The organism is Methylobacterium organophilum (assembly GCF_022179465.1).
GTDB classification, from domain to species: Bacteria; Pseudomonadota; Alphaproteobacteria; order Rhizobiales; family Beijerinckiaceae; genus Methylobacterium; species Methylobacterium organophilum.
In genome coordinates this window covers 41,975-59,127 of record NZ_BPQV01000017.1, presented here as the reverse complement: position 1 = coordinate 59,127, position 17,153 = coordinate 41,975, and the positions used below count along the sequence as shown (strand labels likewise).

The 17,153-nt window shown below is 70.2% G+C and carries 19 protein-coding genes and 1 tRNA gene; 7 read left to right on the top strand and 13 right to left on the bottom strand.

What is annotated here, in order from left to right; translation table 11 throughout:
• Positions 1-183: 183 nt before the first annotated feature.
• Positions 184-1,803: a peptide chain release factor 3 gene (locus tag MFF21_RS22585; protein ID WP_238314611.1), complete on the bottom strand. Its 1,620-nt coding sequence runs from the start codon at positions 1,801-1,803 to the stop codon at positions 184-186.
• A gap of 106 nt (positions 1,804-1,909) precedes the next feature.
• Positions 1,910-2,689 (bottom strand): SDR family oxidoreductase, encoded by a 780-nt coding sequence (locus tag MFF21_RS22580; RefSeq protein ID WP_238314609.1) that lies wholly within the window; start codon positions 2,687-2,689, stop codon positions 1,910-1,912.
• Between the two features lie 85 nt (positions 2,690-2,774).
• Here MFF21_RS22580 and MFF21_RS22575 point away from each other — a divergent pair.
• Positions 2,775-2,849, top strand: a tRNA-Gln gene (locus MFF21_RS22575).
• A 33-nt stretch (positions 2,850-2,882) separates the two neighbouring features.
• On the opposite strand, the gene hemC is transcribed toward MFF21_RS22575, so the two are convergent.
• The 9 genes from hemC to MFF21_RS22530 all read right to left on the bottom strand — a co-directional run bounded on the left by hemC (position 2,883) and on the right by MFF21_RS22530 (position 11,787).
• The gene (gene hemC, locus MFF21_RS22570) at positions 2,883-3,812 is read right to left on the bottom strand and encodes a hydroxymethylbilane synthase (protein WP_238314605.1); all 930 of its coding nucleotides are present in this window, start codon (positions 3,810-3,812) and stop codon (positions 2,883-2,885) included.
• Between the two features lie 56 nt (positions 3,813-3,868).
• Positions 3,869-4,105 (bottom strand): hypothetical protein, encoded by a 237-nt coding sequence (locus MFF21_RS22565; RefSeq protein WP_238314602.1) that lies wholly within the window; start codon positions 4,103-4,105, stop codon positions 3,869-3,871.
• Between the two features lie 16 nt (positions 4,106-4,121).
• Positions 4,122-4,421 (bottom strand): antibiotic biosynthesis monooxygenase family protein, encoded by a 300-nt coding sequence (locus MFF21_RS22560; protein WP_238314599.1) that lies wholly within the window; start codon positions 4,419-4,421, stop codon positions 4,122-4,124.
• 66 nt (positions 4,422-4,487) lie between these two features.
• Complete coding sequence (locus MFF21_RS22555; RefSeq protein ID WP_238314597.1) at positions 4,488-5,093, bottom strand: PadR family transcriptional regulator; 606 nt, start codon at positions 5,091-5,093, stop codon at positions 4,488-4,490.
• 148 nt (positions 5,094-5,241) lie between these two features.
• On the bottom strand, positions 5,242-7,941 hold the full coding sequence (acnA, locus tag MFF21_RS22550) for an aconitate hydratase AcnA (protein WP_238314593.1): 2,700 nt from the start codon (positions 7,939-7,941) through the stop codon (positions 5,242-5,244).
• A 274-nt stretch (positions 7,942-8,215) separates the two neighbouring features.
• A complete protein-coding gene (locus tag MFF21_RS22545; RefSeq protein WP_238314591.1) occupies positions 8,216-9,280 on the bottom strand; it encodes a zinc-binding metallopeptidase family protein in 1,065 nt (354 codons plus the stop codon).
• Between the two features lie 232 nt (positions 9,281-9,512).
• The gene (gene ccmB, locus MFF21_RS22540; RefSeq protein ID WP_238314588.1) at positions 9,513-10,181 is read right to left on the bottom strand and encodes a heme exporter protein CcmB; all 669 of its coding nucleotides are present in this window, start codon (positions 10,179-10,181) and stop codon (positions 9,513-9,515) included.
• Positions 10,178-10,828, bottom strand: a complete 651-nt coding sequence (gene ccmA / locus MFF21_RS22535; RefSeq protein ID WP_238314585.1) for a heme ABC exporter ATP-binding protein CcmA — start codon at positions 10,826-10,828, stop codon at positions 10,178-10,180. The genes ccmB and ccmA overlap by 4 nt, the downstream gene beginning before the upstream one ends.
• A 119-nt stretch (positions 10,829-10,947) precedes the next feature.
• Positions 10,948-11,787 (bottom strand): transglutaminase-like domain-containing protein, encoded by an 840-nt coding sequence (locus MFF21_RS22530; protein WP_238314582.1) that lies wholly within the window; start codon positions 11,785-11,787, stop codon positions 10,948-10,950.
• A 264-nt stretch (positions 11,788-12,051) separates the two neighbouring features.
• Between MFF21_RS22530 and MFF21_RS22525 the strand changes: the two genes are divergently transcribed.
• The 3 genes from MFF21_RS22525 to MFF21_RS22515 are packed head-to-tail and all read left to right on the top strand — an operon-like array spanning position 12,052 to position 13,632.
• Complete coding sequence (locus MFF21_RS22525; protein WP_238314580.1) at positions 12,052-12,843, top strand: heme ABC transporter permease; 792 nt, start codon at positions 12,052-12,054, stop codon at positions 12,841-12,843.
• Between the two features lie 10 nt (positions 12,844-12,853).
• A complete protein-coding gene (gene ccmD / locus MFF21_RS22520) occupies positions 12,854-13,021 on the top strand; it encodes a heme exporter protein CcmD (RefSeq protein WP_238314577.1) in 168 nt (55 codons plus the stop codon).
• Positions 13,018-13,632, top strand: coding sequence for a DsbE family thiol:disulfide interchange protein (locus tag MFF21_RS22515; RefSeq protein WP_238314574.1), 615 nt, complete (start codon positions 13,018-13,020; stop codon positions 13,630-13,632). Before ccmD ends, MFF21_RS22515 begins: the two co-directional genes overlap by 4 nt.
• A gap of 4 nt (positions 13,633-13,636) precedes the next feature.
• Here the strand turns inward: MFF21_RS22515 and MFF21_RS22510 are convergent, their stop codons facing one another.
• Complete coding sequence (locus MFF21_RS22510; RefSeq protein ID WP_238314571.1) at positions 13,637-14,248, bottom strand: septation protein A; 612 nt, start codon at positions 14,246-14,248, stop codon at positions 13,637-13,639.
• A 214-nt stretch (positions 14,249-14,462) separates the two neighbouring features.
• On the opposite strand from MFF21_RS22510, the gene MFF21_RS22505 reads away from it, so the two are divergent.
• Complete coding sequence (locus MFF21_RS22505) at positions 14,463-14,723, top strand: type II toxin-antitoxin system VapB family antitoxin (protein ID WP_238314568.1); 261 nt, start codon at positions 14,463-14,465, stop codon at positions 14,721-14,723.
• Positions 14,720-15,118, top strand: coding sequence for a type II toxin-antitoxin system VapC family toxin (locus MFF21_RS22500; protein WP_238314566.1), 399 nt, complete (start codon positions 14,720-14,722; stop codon positions 15,116-15,118). The genes MFF21_RS22505 and MFF21_RS22500 overlap by 4 nt, the downstream gene beginning before the upstream one ends.
• Here the strand turns inward: MFF21_RS22500 and ftsY are convergent.
• Complete coding sequence (gene ftsY, locus MFF21_RS22495; protein WP_238314563.1) at positions 15,115-16,413, bottom strand: signal recognition particle-docking protein FtsY; 1,299 nt, start codon at positions 16,411-16,413, stop codon at positions 15,115-15,117. The two genes, MFF21_RS22500 and ftsY, sit on opposite strands and share 4 nt — an antisense overlap.
• A gap of 44 nt (positions 16,414-16,457) precedes the next feature.
• On the opposite strand from ftsY, the gene MFF21_RS22490 reads away from it, so the two are divergent.
• Positions 16,458-17,153: an RluA family pseudouridine synthase gene (locus MFF21_RS22490; protein ID WP_238314560.1), complete on the top strand. Its 696-nt coding sequence runs from the start codon at positions 16,458-16,460 to the stop codon at positions 17,151-17,153.

Here is a 17,153-nt window from a genome sequence, read left to right as displayed (position 1 = left end):
GGCCGCCGAGCACCAGCGGCCGGCCACGATGTTGGCGAGACCCGGCACCACGGTGAAGGGCAGGAAGGCGCGGCCGGAATTCCCCCTATCCTCGGAGCTGTTGACGCGCGGGGCGGTCGTCGTGTCCCGGGTCAGCCCGCGACGCTTCGGTTCCGATCGAAGCGTCGTGGCTGAGCCGACGCGTCAGGCCGCCCGTTTCTGGTAGTCTTTCACGTCGGTGAAGCGGATCTTCTCCCAGCGCTCCTCCTCGTAGCGCAGGGAGAAGGCGGTGCTCGCCATGAAGACCGGCGCCCCGTCGAGGTCGCTCGCCATGGACGAGCCATGGGCGTTCACGAACTTGTCGAGCTCGGCCTCGGAGTCCGATTCGATCCAGCGGCACACGCTGAAGCGGCTGGTCTCGAAGTCGATCGGCAGGCCGTATTCGGCCTGGAGCCGTTCCTTCAGCACGTCGAGCTGCAGGGCGCCGACCACGCCGACGATGGCCGGGGAGCCGTCCTGCGGCACGAAGACCTGGACGACGCCCTCCTCGCCCATCTGCTGGAGCGCTTCCCGGAGCTTCTTGGCCTTCATCGCGTCGGTGAGCTTGATCCGGCGCATGATCTCGGGGGCGAAGCTCGGCACGCCGCGGAAGACCAGCTCCTCGCCCTCGGTGAGCGTGTCGCCGATGCGCAGGGTGCCGTGGTTCGGGATGCCGACCACGTCGCCGGCATAGGCCTCGTCGGCGATGGCCCGGTCCTGCGCGAAGAAGAATTGCGGCGCCGAGAGCGACATCGGCTTGCCCGTGCGCACGAGCTTGGCCTTCATGCCGCGCTTCAGCTGCCCCGAGCAGACCCGCATGAAGGCGATGCGGTCGCGGTGGTTCGGATCCATGTTCGCCTGGATCTTGAACACGAAGCCCGTCATCTTCGGCTCGGTCGGCTCGATCGTGCGCTTGTCCGCCTCCTGGCCCCGCGGCGGCGGGGCGAAGCGACTGAGCCCGTCGATCAGGTCGCGCACGCCGAAATTCCGGAGCGCCGAGCCGAAGAAGACCGGCGTGAGGTGGCCCTCGCGGAAGGCGGCGAGGTCGAAGGTCTTCAGGCCGCCCTCGGCGAGCTCGACCTCGTCGCGCCAGGCCTGCGCGGCGCCGTTCTCGGTCAGCAATTCGTCGAAGAGCGGGTCGTCGGGACCGGAGACGCTGAGCGTGCCGGCATCGTCCGCCGCGTCGAGGCGGCGCACCCGGGCCTTCCCGAGTTCGTAGGTGCCGGCGAAGTTCCGGCCCAGGCCGATCGGCCAGGTCACCGGCGCCACGTCGAGGGCGAGGGTCTTCTCGATCTCGTCGAGGAGGTCGAACGGGTCGCGGGCCTCGCGGTCGAGCTTGTTCACGAAGGTGACGATCGGGATGTCGCGCAGGCGGCAGACCTCGAACAGCTTGCGCGTGCGCGCCTCGATGCCTTTGGCGGCGTCGATCACCATCACCGCCGAATCCACGGCCGTGAGCGTGCGGTAGGTGTCCTCGGAGAAGTCCTCGTGGCCCGGCGTGTCGAGCAGGTTGAAGACGCAGTCGCCGTATTCGAAGGTCATCACCGAGGTGACCACCGAGATGCCGCGCTCCTTCTCGATGCCCATCCAGTCGGAGCGGGTCGAGACGCGGTTGCGCTTGGCCTTCACCTCGCCGGCGAGCTGGATGGCGCCGCCGAACAGCAGCAGCTTCTCGGTGAGTGTGGTCTTGCCCGCGTCCGGGTGGGAGATGATCGCGAAGGTGCGCCGCCGGGCGACCGGATCGGCTTTCGGGTCGGCGGGCTTGGGATCGGTCTGCATCAGCATGGCGGGCACCGGCCGCCGGTGGAAGGCGGCCGCTCGTCCTCGAGGAGAGTCAGCGGGAAGCGCGCGTCCTCATACGCGCTCGCGCGGGAGGGTGCAAAAGGGCGCCTCAGCCCCGGCCGAGATAGGGCATCTTCGTCGCCATCACGGTCATGAAGGGCACGTTGGCCGAGAGCGGCAGCCCGGCCATGTAGACCACGGCCTCGGCGACGTGGCGCGCCGCCATCACCGCCTCGGGCTTGATCGAGCCGTCCGCCTGCCGGGCGCCCTGGCCGAAGGCGCGGGTCATGTCGGTCTCGGCATTGCCGATGTCGATCTGCCCGCAGGCGATGTCGAAGGCGCGCCCGTCCAGGGCGGTGGCGCGGGTGAGACCGGTGATCGCGTGCTTGGTGGCCGAATAGGGTGCCGACATCGGCCGCGGCACATGGGCGGCGATGGAGCCGTTGTTGATGATCCGGCCGCCCTGCGGCTTCTGCGCCCGCATCATCGCGAAGGCCGCGCGGGTGCAGAGGAAGGCGCCGGTGAGGTTGATCTGCACGCTGGCGAGCCAGTCCTCGATCCGGACCTCATCGACGGTGGCGGCCGGGGTGAAGATGCCGGCATTGTTGAACAGGAGGTCGAGCCGGCCGAAATGCCGGCCGATCTCGGCGAACAGGGCCTCGACGCTCTGCGGATCGCCGACATCGGCCGGCCGCGCCAGGGCCTCGCCCCCCTGCCCCGCGATCTCGGCGGCGAGGGCCTCCAGGGGCTCGGGCCGCCGCCCGGCCAGGGCCAAGCGCCAGCCGGCCTGCGCCAGCCCGAGGGCGACCTCCCGGCCGAGGCCGGAGCCTGCCCCGGTGACCAGGGCCACGCCCCGTGCCGCACCCTCCGCCCCGCCTGCCCGCGCCATCCCGGCCTCCTGTTCGATCGCCGGCCCGATCCCGTGTTGCCAGCGGCCCCGGCCCCGTCTAGACAACGCCCGACCCGCGCGTCGATGGGGCGTCGCCAAGCGGTAAGGCAGCGGTTTTTGGTACCGCCATACGGAGGTTCGAATCCTCCCGCCCCAGCCATCCAGCCGATGACGCCGACGGCAGGTCTCCCCGTTACTGCAGCCGTTCCGTATAGGTCCGTCCCGCCGCATGGCGCAGGGCCTCGCCGGCCTCCTTGCCGATGGCGGCGGCGTCCGCCGCGAGGCCGTCGCGGGTGACGGCCCAGTGGCGGCTGCCATCGGGCAGGAAGAGCAGGCCGTCGAGATGCAGGCGGTCGCCGTCGATCCGGGCGAGCGCCGCGATCGGCGTGCGGCAGGAGCCGTCGAGGGCGGCGAGCAGACCGCGCTCGGCTTCCAGCGCCGTTGTCGTCGTGGCGCAGGCCACGGGAGCCAGCAATGCCCGGATCGGGTCGTCCCCCGCCCGGCACTCGATGCCGAGGGCGCCCTGCGCCACGGCGGGCAGCATCTCCTCCACGGAGAGGACGCTTTTGGCCACGCTCTCCATGCCGAGACGCTGCAGGCCGGCGAGGGCGAGCAGGGTCGCGTCGCATTCCCCCGCTTCCAGCTTGCGCATGCGGGTATTGGCGTTGCCGCGCAGGGGCACGATCCGGAGGTCGGGCCGGCGCATCAGCACCTGAGCGCCCCGCCGCAGCGAGGAGGTGCCGACCCGCGCCCCCGGCGGCAGATCGTCGAAGCCCTTCGCCTCGGAGGCGGCGAGGAAGGCGTCGCGGGGATCGTCCCGCTCCAGGATGCAGCCGATGACGAGGCCGTCCGGCAGCCAGGTCTCGACGTCCTTCATCGAGTGGACGGCGACGTCGACCTCGTCCGCGAACAGAGCCTGCTCCAGCTCCTTCGTGAACAGGCCCTTGCCGCCGATCTCGGAGAGCGGCCGGTCGAGCACCCGGTCGGCGACCGTCGAGACGACGACGATCTCGGTCTCCAGGCCCGGATTGGCCGCGACGATCCGGTCGCGGACCATGCCGGTCTGGGCGAGCGCCATGGGGCTGCCGCGGGTGCCGATGCGGAGGGGGCGGTTCAGGCTCATGCGCCGGGCTTAGCCCCGCGCCGGCTTCCTGTCACGCCGCTGTGCGGAGGAGCGGCTCAGCCGCGCCTCTGGGGCGCCTGCTGGTCCTCCAGGGGCTCGCCACCGGGCGTGCCGGCGGCGGGCTTGCCCTCGGAGCGTCCGTCCGGCGGCCCGCCCGCCGGGGAGCCGGCCGGGCGCCGGCTGGTATTGACGCTCAGATCCGCCAGACCGTCCCGTTCCGCCCGCCGGATCGTCTCCCGGGTCGGTTTCCCGTGCTCGTCGGACATGCGGTTCTCCTCTGGCAGGAGAACCATGGCCCGCGCCGATCGTTCAGAAGGCCTGAAGCGTCAGCTCGGTGTGCTCGACCTGCGGGGGAGCCTCGAAGGTGTCGGAGACGAGGGCCCGGTACTGCTTCCACGGCTCGGAGCCGGTGAAGTCCTTGGTGTGGGCCTCGAGCGTCTCCCACTCGATCAGCAGGCGGTAGCGCTGCGGCTTCTCCACGGAGCGGCGCACCGCGAAGCTGCGGCAGCCCTTGGCCGCGCGAAAAATCTCGGCGGCCTTGGCGATGCCCGCCTCGAACGCGGCCTCCGCGCCGGCCTTCACGTCGATCTGCGCGATTTCGAGGATCATCGTCGGTCGCTCCTGTTGACGTCCGGCGACCGCCCTACCCTCGCCCGCCGCCGCGGTCGAGCCCGATCAGCTGCGCTCGACGGCGGTGGCGGCGGCGTCGATGGCGGCAGCGACGGCGTTGATCTCGTCCGTGCTCAGCGGGCCGCGGGAGAGGCGCAGGCGCAGGGCCAGCTTCAGGTTCTCCATGGCCCGCACCACCTGCGGGGCCGGGCCGCCGCCATGGGTGCGCGCGGCCTCCGCCATGCGGGCGAGCAGCGGGTCGAGGGTGGCGCGCTGCGCCTCGAGGAAGGCCCGGCCCTCCTCGGTGATGGTGTGCAGCTTCTTGGCGCCGTCCCCCTCGCTGACGGTGACGTGGCCGAGCTCCTCGAGCAGCGTCAGGGTCGGGTAGATCGTGCCCGGGCTCGGGCTGTAGGCGCCGCCGACCTGCTCCTCAATCGCCTTGATGATCTCGTAGCCGTGGCGCGGCTTCTCCGCGATCAGGTGGAGGATGACGAGCCGCAGGTCGCCATGGGCGAAGAAGCGACCGAGGCCCCCCCGTCCGCCGCGCCCGAACCGGCCCGGACCGAAGCCCGGCCCCTCGCGGTGCATGCGGTGATGGTGAGGTCCGTCATGACCCTCCTCGCGGGCGAAGAAGCAGTCGGAGGGATGGCGGTGATGGGAATGGGGATGCATGGGATGATTCGATCCTGTTTCGATATGTCGTATTTTTAGATATATCGAAACAGGATCGACGGCAAGCCCCTTTCTGGTTCCGCGACCTCCGAAACGAAAAAGGCCTCCCCGGAGGGAGGCCTTTCCGCATCGTTCGAGACGGGTGCGCTTACGCCGCGAGCGAGCGCAGCACGTAGGGCAGGATGCCGCCGTTGCGGAAGTATTCCAGCTCGTCGAGGGTATCGATCCGGCAGGTCAGCGGGACCTCCTTCTTCGAGCCGTCGGCGGCGGTGATCTCGGCGGTGAGCGTCTGGCGGGGCTTCAGCTCGCCCTCGAGGCCCTTGATGGTGACGGTCTCGTCGCCCTTCAGCCCCAGCGACTGCCACGAATCGCCGTTCTGGAAGACGAGCGGCACCACGCCCATGCCGACGAGATTCGAGCGGTGGATGCGCTCGAAGCTCTCGGCGATCACGGCGCGGACGCCGAGGAGCTTGGTGCCCTTGGCCGCCCAGTCGCGGGACGATCCGGTGCCGTATTCCTTGCCGGCGAAGACGACGAGGGGCGTGCCCTCCGCCGCGTATTTCTGCGCGGCGTCGTAGATGTACATCTTCTCGCCCGAGGGCTGATGCAGCGTCCAGCCGCCCTCGACGACGTTGCCGGAGGCGTCCTTCACCATCTGGTTCTTGATGCGGATATTGGCGAAGGTGCCCCGCATCATCACCTCGTGGTTGCCGCGCCGCGTGCCGTACTGGTTGAAGTCCTGCACCCGCACCTGATGCGACTGCAGATACTCGCCGGCCGGCGAGGCCGCGCGGATATTGCCCGCGGGCGAGATGTGGTCGGTCGTGATGGAGTCGAGGAACAGGCCGAGGATGCGCGCGCCCTCGATGTCGGTCACGGGGGCCGGCGTCATCTCCATGCCCTCGAAATAGGGCGGGTTCTGCACGTAGGTGGAGCCCGCATCCCAGGCGAAGGTCTCGGCTTCCTTCACCTCGACGCCCTTCCAGTTCGCGTCGCCGCCGAACACGTCGGCGTAGCGGCTCTTGAACAGGGCCGAGGTGATGTTCTGCTCGATGAAGGCATTCACCTCCTCGGAGGAGGGCCAGATGTCCTTCAGGTAGACGGGCTGGCCGTCCGCGCCCTGGCCGAGGGGCTCGGTGGTGATGTCGATCTGCAGCGAGCCGGCGAGCGCGTAGGCCACCACCAGGGGCGGCGAGGCGAGGTAGTTCGCCCGCACGTCCGGGTTCACGCGGCCCTCGAAGTTGCGGTTGCCCGAGAGGACGGCGGCCGCGACGACGTCGTTGTCGTTGATCGCCTTCGAGATCGGGGCCGGAAGCGGGCCCGAATTGCCGATGCAGGTGGTGCAGCCGAAGCCGACGAGGTTGAAGCCCAGGGCGTCGAGGCTCTCCTGCAGGCCGGACTTCTCGAGATACTCGCCGACGACCTGGCTGCCGGGGGCGAGCGAGGTCTTCACCCAGGGCTTGGAGCGCAGGCCCTTGGCGACCGCGTTGCGGGCGAGCAGGCCGGCGCCGATCATCACGCTCGGGTTCGAGGTGTTGGTGCAGGAGGTGATCGCCGCGATCACCACGTCGCCGTGGCCGATGTCGAAGTTGGTGCCCTCGACCGCGTAGCGGCTGGCGATGTCGGCTGCCTTCTTGAACTCCTTCTCCATGGCATCGGCGAAACCGGCCTTGGCGGCGTCGAGCAGCACCCGGTCCTGCGGACGCTTGGGGCCGGCGAGGGACGGACGCACCGTGCCCATGTCGAGTTCGAGGGTGTCGGTGAAGACCGGATCGGGCGTCTGCGCGTCGCGCCACATCCCCTGCGCCTTGGCATAGGCCTCGACCAGGGCGATGCGGTCATCGGCGCGGCCGGTGACCTTCAGGAAGTCGATGGTCTTCTGATCGATGGGGAAGAAGCCGCAGGTGGCGCCGTATTCCGGGGCCATGTTGGAGATCGTGGCGCGGTCGGCCACCGCCATGTCGTCGAGGCCGGGGCCGTAGAATTCCACGAACTTGCCGACCACGCCCTTCTTGCGCAGCATCTGGGTGACGGTGAGCACGAGGTCGGTCGCGGTGGTGCCCTCGGGCAGCTTGCCGGACAGCTTGAAGCCGATCACCTCGGGGATCAGCATCGAGAGCGGCTGGCCGAGCATCGCCGCCTCGGCCTCGATGCCGCCGACGCCCCAGCCGAGCACGGCCAGACCGTTGACCATGGTGGTGTGCGAATCGGTGCCGACGAGGGAATCCGGATAGGCGATCTCGGCGCCGTCCTCGGTCTTGGTCCACACCGTCTGCGACAGGTATTCGAGATTGACCTGGTGGCAGATGCCGGTGCCCGGGGGCACGACGGAGAAGTTGCGGAAGGCCGACTGGCCCCACTTGAGGAAGGTGTAGCGCTCGCCGTTGCGGGCATATTCCAGCGCCACGTTCTCGTTGAGCGCCTTCGGGCTGCCGAACTCGTCGACGATCACCGAGTGGTCGATGACGAGGTCGACCGGCACCAGCGGGTTGATCTTCTGCGGGTCACCGCCGAGCGCGGCCATGGCGTCGCGCATCGCCGCGAGGTCGACGACGGCGGGGACGCCGGTGAAGTCCTGCATCAGCACGCGGGAGGGACGGAAGGCGATCTCGGTCTCGGCCGTGCCCCGGTTGTCGAGCCAGGCCACCGAGGCCTCGATGTCGGCCTTCTTGACCGAGCGGTCGTCCTCGAAGCGCAGCAGGTTCTCGAGGATCACCTTCATGGAGAAGGGCAGTGCGGCCGCGTCGGGCAGGCCGTTCTTCTGCGCCTCGGGGATGGAATAGAAGGTGTAGGTCTTGCCCCCTGCGGTCAGGGTCTGGCGGGCCTTGAAGCTGTCGAGGGATGCCACGGCGGGTCGGATCCTAAGCTGGCGTTGCGAACACGCGCAGGCATAACCTGCGCCACACGAGGTGTTCGGCTGGAAGCGCTCCAAAGAGCGCGCGCCGCCCCGGGGGTGCCCGGGTAGGATGGTGCGCGAGGGGCGGTTTGGACGCCCTGAGGGGTCGCGCGGCGCAGCCGCCGCCCGTATAGAACGTTTCGAATCTGGCCGCCAGCGTCGCGCGGCCGCGCGCGCCCCTTTCCCCTTTCATTCCGGCGCGTCCGCCGCCGAGGCGGGCGCCCGCTCAGACCCGGCCGTGCACGAGGTCGTGGATGAAGCCGAGCTTCGTCACCACGGGCGGCGCGAGCACGAAGGGGTAGAGATCGGTCTCGCCCATGGCCCGGCTGACGCTGTTCATGGCGAAGACGAAGGGCAGCCAGGCATCGATGATCTGCTGGATGCCCTCGGCCCGGTAGGGATCGAAATCGACCCGTGCGGCGAGTTCGCCGTGGGAATCGAGCAGGGGCTGCACCTGCATGCCGAAGGCGCTCGCCATTTCCAGGGTGTCGACGATGTGGAGATAGTGGGCCCAGGTCTCGGCGAAGTCTTCCCAGGGGTGGGTGGTGGCGTAGGCCGAGACGAAGTTCTCCCGCCAGTTCGGCGGCGTGCCCTGCTCGTAGTGGCGCTTGAGCGCCGCGCCGTAATCCTGCGAATCGTCGCCGAAGACGGCCCGGCAGGCCCCGAGCTTGCCGGCATCGCGCACCAGCACGTCCCAGTAATGGTGCCCGACCTCGTGCCGGAAATGGCCGAGCAGGGTCCGGTAGGGCTCGCCCATGGCCTTGCGCCGCTTCTCCCGCTCGGCCGGGTCGGCCTCGACCAGGGCGATGGTGATCACGCCGTTCTCATGGCCCGTCATCACCTTCGGCCCGTCGGCGCTGGGCGGATCGGCCAGGAAGTTGAAGATCAGACCGTGCTCGGGATCCTCGGCCCGGGTCACGAGGGGCAGTTTCCAGCGCAGGAGCGAGTAGATCAGCCGGTGCTTGGCGAATTCCATCTCGCGCCAGTGGATGAGGTTCTCCGGCACGCTCAGGTCCGGCACGATGCCGTTGTGGCGGCAGGCCAGGCAGAAGGCGTCGGTGGAGCCGGGCGGCACCAGCCAGTTGCAGGCGTCGTGCTGGGCGTTGGTGCAGAAGAAGCGCGGCGTCTCAGGCGCGGCCAGGGGCGTGAAGGAGTTGTTGTCGCCGGCCGGCGACACCGCGGAGAGCGTGTCCATCTCCGGCAGATAGCCGAGGCGATGGCCGCAGCGCTCGCAGGTGCGGTTCTCGAAATACAGGACGTTGCCGCAGGACTGGCACTTGAAGAGCTTCATCGGTGTCGTTCCAGGCCCGGTTCCGGCCGCGCCCGTGGCGTGCGGGTCGGCGGAGCGGCCGTCAGAGATGTCGAGGGGGCGCGGTCGGCGTTCACCGGGGGGCGAGCGCCCCGGTCCGCCGAGCTTCGTCGTTGTCGCGGCAGGAACTCGGGATCGCTGCCCCCGGTTTCCGGAGCCTTTACAAAAATCTGGTCCGCCTGGCTGCCGCCGTCTCGTCCTCCGCGCCGCCCTATTATTCCGACCAGCGCAGGGCGGCGGCGGCGGCGAGCGTGCCGATGACCGCGGCAATCAGGCTGAGGGCTGCCAGGATCGTGAGCGGCGTGGCGAAGGGAACGGTGCCGCCGAGGGCGGCCTCGCTCGCCGAGACGCCGAAGATCAGGGTCGGGATCATCAGCGGCAGCACCAGCACCGCCAGGATCAGGCCGCCGCGGCGGATCGAGGCGGTGAGCGCGGCGCCGACCGCGCCGATGAAGGTGAGCGCCGGGGTGCCGACGAGCAGCGTCAGGGCGGTCGCCCCCATGCCGGTGGGCGAGAGCGCCACCAGCAGGCCGAACAGGGGCGAGACCAGGGCGAGCGGCAGGCCCGTGGTCAGCCAGTGGGCCAGCACCTTGGCGAGCACGACCAGCTCCACGGGGGCGGGCGAGCCCGTCATCAGGTCGAGGGAGCCGTCCTCCTCGTCGGCCTGGAAGAGCCGGTCGAGCCCGATCAGCGTCGCGAGCACCGCGGCCAGCCAGAGGATCGCCGGGCCGATCCGCGAGAGCAGGTTCAGGTCGGGCCCCAGGGCGAAGGGCACCAGCGCCACGATCATCAGGAAGAAGACGAGGGAAAGCGCCCCCGAGCCGCCGACCCGGGCGGCGAGCAGGAGGTCCCGGCGCACCAGCGCCGCCACGGCGCGGATCACGACCAGGTCTCCCAGTCCGAGGCCGCCGCGTCGGCCGGGGCGGATGCGGCGGGGGGGGCGATGCGCAGCTCCGTCGCGTCCTCCAGCCCCATCGCCTGATGGGTCGCGGCGACGATCAGGCCGCCCTCGTCCCGGTGGCGCGCCATCAGGCCGGCCAGCACGGCCTGCGAGGCGGTGTCGAGGGCGGCGGTCGGCTCGTCGAGGAGCCAGAGCGGGCGCCGGCAGACGAGGAGGCGGGCGAGCGCCACCCGCCGCCGCTGCCCGGCCGAGAGGTAGCCGACCGGCAGGTCCAGGGCATGGGCGAGGCCGAGCGCCGCCAGCGCATCGCGGGGGCTCAGGGTCGGCGCGCCGAGGAGATCGCGGGCGAAGGCGAGGTTCTCACCGGCGGTCAGCGCGGTCTTCAGCCCGTCGCGGTGGCCGACCACGTGCAGGCATTCCGGCAGGGTGCGCTCGCCGACGCCCTCGACGCGGATCGTGCCCGAGGCGGGCTTCAGGCGTCCCGCGAGCATGGCGAGGAGGCTCGACTTGCCGGCGCCGTTGCGGCCGGTGACCATCAGCGCCTCCCGGTCGGAGAGCGCGAAGGACAGGCGCTCGAAGACGCGGCGCCCGGAGCGGCGGCAGGCCAGGTTCTCGACGATCAGCCGCAACGATCCGCCCGCATGTTCGCCCGCTCCGACCGCGTGTCGGAGCGGGCGCTCCGCCTATGCGGCGCGGGGCGGCTTCACGCAAGCGGCCGCGAAGGGGCGCGAACCGGGAGGTGGATGGCTCAGGCGGCTCGGCGGGAGAGCGCGGCGTCTTCCGGTTCGACCTCGTCGGTATGGACCTGGAAGGTGACGAGCTTGGCGGAGCCGAAGCTGGTGGTGATGGCGCAGTCGGTGGCATCGCGTCCCCGCGCCATCACGATCCGGCCGATGCGCGGGCGGTTGTGCCGGGCGTCGAAGGCGTACCAGCGCCCGTCGAGATAGGCCTCGAACCAGGCGGAGAAATCCATCGGCGCGGGATCCTTCGGCACGCCGATATCGCCGAGATAGCCCGTGCAGTAGCGCGCCGGGATGTTCATGCAACGGCACAGCGTGATGGCGAGATGGGCGAAGTCCCGGCAGACGCCGACCTGCTGGGCGTGACCCTCCGCGGCGCTGCGGGTCGCATCCGCCTGCATGTAGTCGAAGCGGATCCGCTCATGGGCGTAGTCGACGATCGCCTGCACCCGCGCCCAGCCCTCCGGCGTCTGACCGAAGAGCTGCCAGGCGGTGGCGCAGAGCTTGTCGGTGTCGCAGTAGCGGCTGCCCATCAGGTAGGGCAGCACGTCGTCGGGCAGGTCCTCGACGGGGAACTGGCGCGCCTCCGGCACGACCGGATCCGGCTCGCCGGAATCCCGGATCACGAAATCCGCCGACATGGCGATGCGCCCGGCTGGCGCGACGAGGCGGGTGGCGACATTGCCGAAGGCATCGCGATGCTGCCGCACCTCGACCGGCGGGTCGAACCGGATGGTCTCAGGCGTCACGAGATCCGGCTGACGCTCCGGGCGCACGTTCAGAAGTAGGGACATCGGGGTGGAGCGCACGGTCTCGAAGGCGATCGTGAAGCCGGTTCGGATCAGCATCTTGGGGTCCACAGGTCGACAATGTGAACCCCCAGAACATCCCTGCGCGCGCGCTGTTCCAGCCGCGCCTGCGGATAGAGGGGAGAGCGCTGCACAAATGTTGCGCAGGGCAAGGAGTTTCGCTCCGGGCGGCCGGGACCGGTTCGGTCCTTTCCGCGCGTCGGGTTGAAGCGTCGGGGCACGATCCGAGCGGCGTTGGACGCACCGTCGCGGTGCCGGCCTCGTGCATTGCTGGTGCACCGCACAGCGCGGTAAACGGGCGGCATGTGGACCGCCTTCTGGAACCGCCTCGCCCATCCGGGGCACTTCATGCGCTGGTCGGGGCGCCTGCTGCCCTGGCTCGCGGCTGCCTCGGCGCTTCTGATCGCCGCCGGGCTCTATCTCACCTGGTTCGTGGTGCCGCCGGACTACCAGCAGGGCGAGACCGTGCGGATCATGTACATCCACGTGCCCGCGGCCTGGCTCGGGGTGTTCTTCTACGGCGCGATGGCGGTCTCGGCGATCGGTACGCTGGTCTGGCGGCATCCGTTGGCCGATGTGGCGCAGCGGGCCGCGGCGCCGATCGGGGCGATGTTCACCCTGGTCTGCCTCGTCACCGGCTCGCTCTGGGGCAAGCCGATGTGGGGCACCTACTGGGTCTGGGATGCCCGGCTGACCTCAATGCTGATCCTGTTCCTGATCTATTGCGGCATCATCGCCCTGTGGCGCACCATCGAGGATCCCAACCGGGCGGCCCGTGCCATCGCCATCCTCACGCTGGTGGGGGCGGTGAACCTGCCGATCATCAAGTTCTCCGTGAACTGGTGGTCGACGCTGCACCAGCCGGCCTCGATCCTGCGCATGGGCGGCTCGACCATCGATCCGTCGATGCTCTATCCGCTGCTCGCGATGATCCTCGCCTTCACCCTGCTGGGCGTGAGCCTGCATCTCTACGGCATGCGCACGGAGATCCTGCGCCGCCGGGTGCGGGCGCTGACGATCCGCGAGGCCGAGCGGCTCGATGCAGGGGCCGCCATGGCGCCGGCATCGCCCCTTCCCGTGGGCCAGCCGGTCTGAGGGTGTCACGATGGACCTGACCGCCCAGCTCGGCCCCCATGCGGGCTTCATCCTCGGCGCCTACGGCTTCACGGCCCTCGTGATCGCGGGCCTCATCCTCAACGCCTGGCGCGACCGCCGGGCGCAGAACCGGGCGCTGGCCGCCCTCGAAGCGAGCCGGACGCCGCCGCGGCCATGAGCGAGACCCCCTCCCCCCACGACGCCCCGGCGGAGCCGGTGCGGCGCTCGCTGCTGGTCCTGCTGCCGGTGCTGGTCTTCGCGATCCTCGCCGGCCTGTTCTTCCTGCGGCTGCATTCGGGCGTCGATCCGCAGGCGCTTCCCTCCGCGCTGATCGGCAAGCCCGTCCCGGCTTTCGATCTCGGTCCCGTCGCCGGCCTCTCGGCCGAGGGGCAGCCGGTGCCGGGCCTGTCCTCCGCCGATCTCAAGGGCCAGGTGACGGTCCTGAACTTCTGGGCCTCCTGGTGTGCGCCCTGCCAGGTCGAGCACCCGATGCTGATGCGCCTGTCCCGGGAGCCCGGCATTCGCTTGGTCGGCATCGACTACAAGGATGGCGCCGAGGCCGGGCGTCGCTTCCTGGCGCGCAACGGCGTCCCCTTCGCCGCGGTGGGCGCGGATGCGAGCGGCCGCGTCGGCATCGATTTCGGGGTCTACGGCGTGCCGGAGACGTTCATCATCGGGCCGGACGGCACGATCCGCGACAAGCTCGTCGGCATCGTGACCGCGGAGAATTACGGCGACGTGCTCGCCAAGATCCGCGCCGCGGGCAAGATCGCGGCGGCCTCCCCGTGACGGATCAGGCCTCGGCCTTGTCCTTGCGCTCGTAGCGCATCAGCAGGGGCGTCTGGGCCAGCGCGAAGGCGATGGTGAGCGGCATGATGCCGAACACCTTGAAGCTGACCCAGAAGTCTTCCGTCTGCGTGCGCCAGACCGCCTCGTTGAGGACGGCCAGGGCCAGGAAGAACACGCCCCAGCGGAAGGTGAGCTTGCGCCAGCCCTCCTCGGTGAGGTTGAACATGCTGTCGAGGGCGACGGAGAGCAGCGAGCGGCCGAAGGCCAGCCCGCCGAGCAGCACCACCCCGAACAGGCCGTTCACGATGGTCGGCTTCATCATGATGAAGGTCTTGTCCTGAAGCGCGAGCGTCAGGCCGCCGAACACCACCACCACGACGCCCGAGACGAGGGGCATCACCGGCAGCCGGCGCACCAGGGCGAAATGGGCGGCCAGCGCGACCACCGTCGCCGCGATGAAGACGCCGGTCGCCACGAACAGCTTCTGGTCGGGCGAGACGCCGAAGCGCTCCGCATAGGAATTGACGAGGAAGAAGACGACGAGCGGCCCGAGCTCCAGGGCGAGCTTGAGGAGCGGCGGCAGGTGCCGGCGGGGCGGGACGGATTCGATCTTCATCGGGCGTTCTGGTGGCCTTCGCCGGCGTCCGGCCGGTGATGGCGGCGGCGGCGCGGCGGGTGTAGGACAGGGCGTTGCGTATTCCTAGAGCCGGGCCCCTCCCCTCGGACCGGACGCGGCTCCAGGCCCCGTCACAACGCGCGTTCACGCCGAAGCGGTCTCCACTGCGACGAAGCGCGCTCCAACTGCGGCGATCGCGCCGCCACGGTCGGACATGACGATCAGGATCGAGAACCCGGAGGCCGAAGCCCTCCTCGTCGACCTGGAACGGGCGACGGGGCGGGACCGGGCGGATCTGATCGTCGAGCTCCTGCGCCGCGAGCGCGACAGGCTCGCCCCTGGTCGGGAACGGATGCCCGTGGATGCCAAGGAATCCGCCCGCCTCCTGCGGGAAAGCGTGCAGGCGCGCGTTCTGATTGATTCGCGCCCCCTCGACGAGGTCCTGGCCTACGACGAGAACGGCCTGCCCGTGTGAGCGACTGCCACGTCATCGACACGTCTGTCTTCATCGCGATCCTCGCGAACGAGGCGGATGCCGACCTCTTGAGCGAGGCCGTGCGGTCGCGACCGCGCCGCGTCATGTCGGCTGCCACCTATCTCGAATGCGCGATGGTGATAGGCCGATGGCAGGCGGCCCGGGCGGATCTCGACGCCTGGCTCGCCCGCGAGCAGATCGACATCCACCCCGTCGATCACGCCCTCGTCCGGCTCGCAGCGGATGCCTTTGCCCGGTTCGGCAAGGGCCGGCATCCGGCCGGGCTGAATTTCGGCGATTGCTTCTCCTACGCCCTGGCGAAATCGCTGGATGCGCCGCTGCTGTTCAAGGGCGCGGATTTCGCGCGCACCGACATCGCGCCGGCCCTGCCCTAATCCTTCTCCAGCCCGGCGATGGCGCGGGCGAAATCCCGGGCCGCGAAGGGCTCCAGATCCTCCACGCCCTCGCCGACGCCGATGAAGTGCACCGGCAGGCCGAACTTGGCCGCGAGCGCCACCAGGATGCCGCCCCGGGCCGTGCCGTCGAGCTTGGTCATCACCAGCCCGCTGATCGGCGCCGCCTGGGAGAACAGCTCGACCTGGCTGAGGGCGTTCTGGCCGACGGTCGCGTCGAGCACGAGGAGCGCGGCGTGGGGCGCCTCGGGGTCGAGCTTGCGGATCACCCGCACCACCTTCTCGAGCTCCGCCATCAGCCCGGCCTTGTTCTGGAGCCGGCCGGCGGTGTCGATCAGGAGCACGTCCGTGCCCGCCTCCTTCGCCCGCTGCAGGGCGTCGAAGGCGAGGCCGGCCGCATCCGCCCCCTGGGCGCCGCCGATCACCGGCGTGCCCGTGCGCTCGCCCCAGACCTTGAGCTGCTCGATCGCCGCGGCGCGGAAGGTGTCGCCGGCCGCCAGCATCACGCTGCGCCCCTCCGCCTTCAGCTTGGAGGCGAGCTTGCCGATGGTGGTGGTCTTCCCGGCGCCGTTCACGCCGACCATCAGGATCACGAAGGGTTTCCGGGTCGCGTCGACCGCGAGGGGATGGGCGACGGGAGCCAGGGCCCGCTCGACCTCCGTGGCGAGGATGGCGCGGACTTCGTCGGCGGAGATGCCCTTCTCGTAGCGCCCCTTGCCGACGGCTTCGGAGATCCGCATGGCCGTCTCGACCCCGAAATCCGCCTGGATCAACGCATCTTCCAGCTCCTCCAGCGTGTCGGCATCAAGCTTCCGCTTCGTGAAAACCCCCGTGACCCGGTCGGACAGGGCTGAGGAGGTGCGGCGCATGCCGGCAGTGAGCCGGCTCCACCAGCCGCGCTTCTCCTCGGCCGGCGCCTCTGCCGGGGTTTCGGCGGAGACGAGGGAGGAAACCGGTGCTGTGCCGTGCTCGGGGTCGTCGCCCGCCGTCCCGGCGGGCGGCGCGTCCTCGTCGGCGACGGGCTGGAGATCGGCACCCTCGACCTCGTCGGGAACCGTGTTCTTGTCCGGGTCCTCGGGCGAGGGCTCGCTCGGCGGCAGGGGCACGGCCGCGATGTCGTCCGCACCTGTGGCGAAATCGGGCTGGCCCTCCGACTCCGAGGCCGGCGAGATCGGATCCAGCGTGGCGGCCTCGTCGGCGGCTGCCGGCTGCGATGCCTCCTTGCCCTTCCGTCCGAACAGCCGGCCGAACCAGCCCGGCTTTTCCTCGTCGCTCATTCGATCTTGCTCCCGGCGGCCGGCGTCACTAGCGAAACGATGCGATGCCGGCCCAAACACTCATCACCGACATAAGTGCGCGCCTCCTCTACCGCGACGCCCTGATGCTCGTCATCGACAAACCGGCGGGTTTGCCGGTGCATCCCGGACCGAAGGGCGGCCCGACGCTGACCGATTATCTGGACGCCCTGCGCTTCGGGTTGCCGAAGCGGCCGCAGGCGGCCCACCGGCTCGACCGCGACACCTCCGGTTGCCTGGTGCTCGGGCGCCATGCCAAGGCGCTGGCGCGGCTCAACCGCCTCTTCGCGGAGAGCGCCGTGGAGAAGACCTATTGGGCGGTGGTCGAGGGCGGGCCCCCCGACGAAGCCGGCACGATCGACCTGCCTCTCGCCAAGCGTTCCAATGACCCGCGGAGCTGGTGGATGAAGGTCGACCCCGCAGGCGATCCCTCTCTCACCCATTGGCGGGTGCTCGGGCGCGATCCCGCGGCCGGGCGCACCGTTCTGAAGTTGAAGCCCGTCACCGGCCGCACGCATCAGCTTCGCGTGCATTGCGCCGCTTCCGGCTGGCCGATCCTGGGCGATGCCGTCTACGGGACGGCGCCACGCGGCGCGGATCTCCACCTGCATGCCCGCGCCCTCGTCCTCCCTCTCTATCCACGCAAGGATCCGATCCGGGTGGAGGCGCCCCCGCCGGAGCGGATGCGTTCCGAGCTCGCGCGTTGTGGGCTTCCTGCCTGA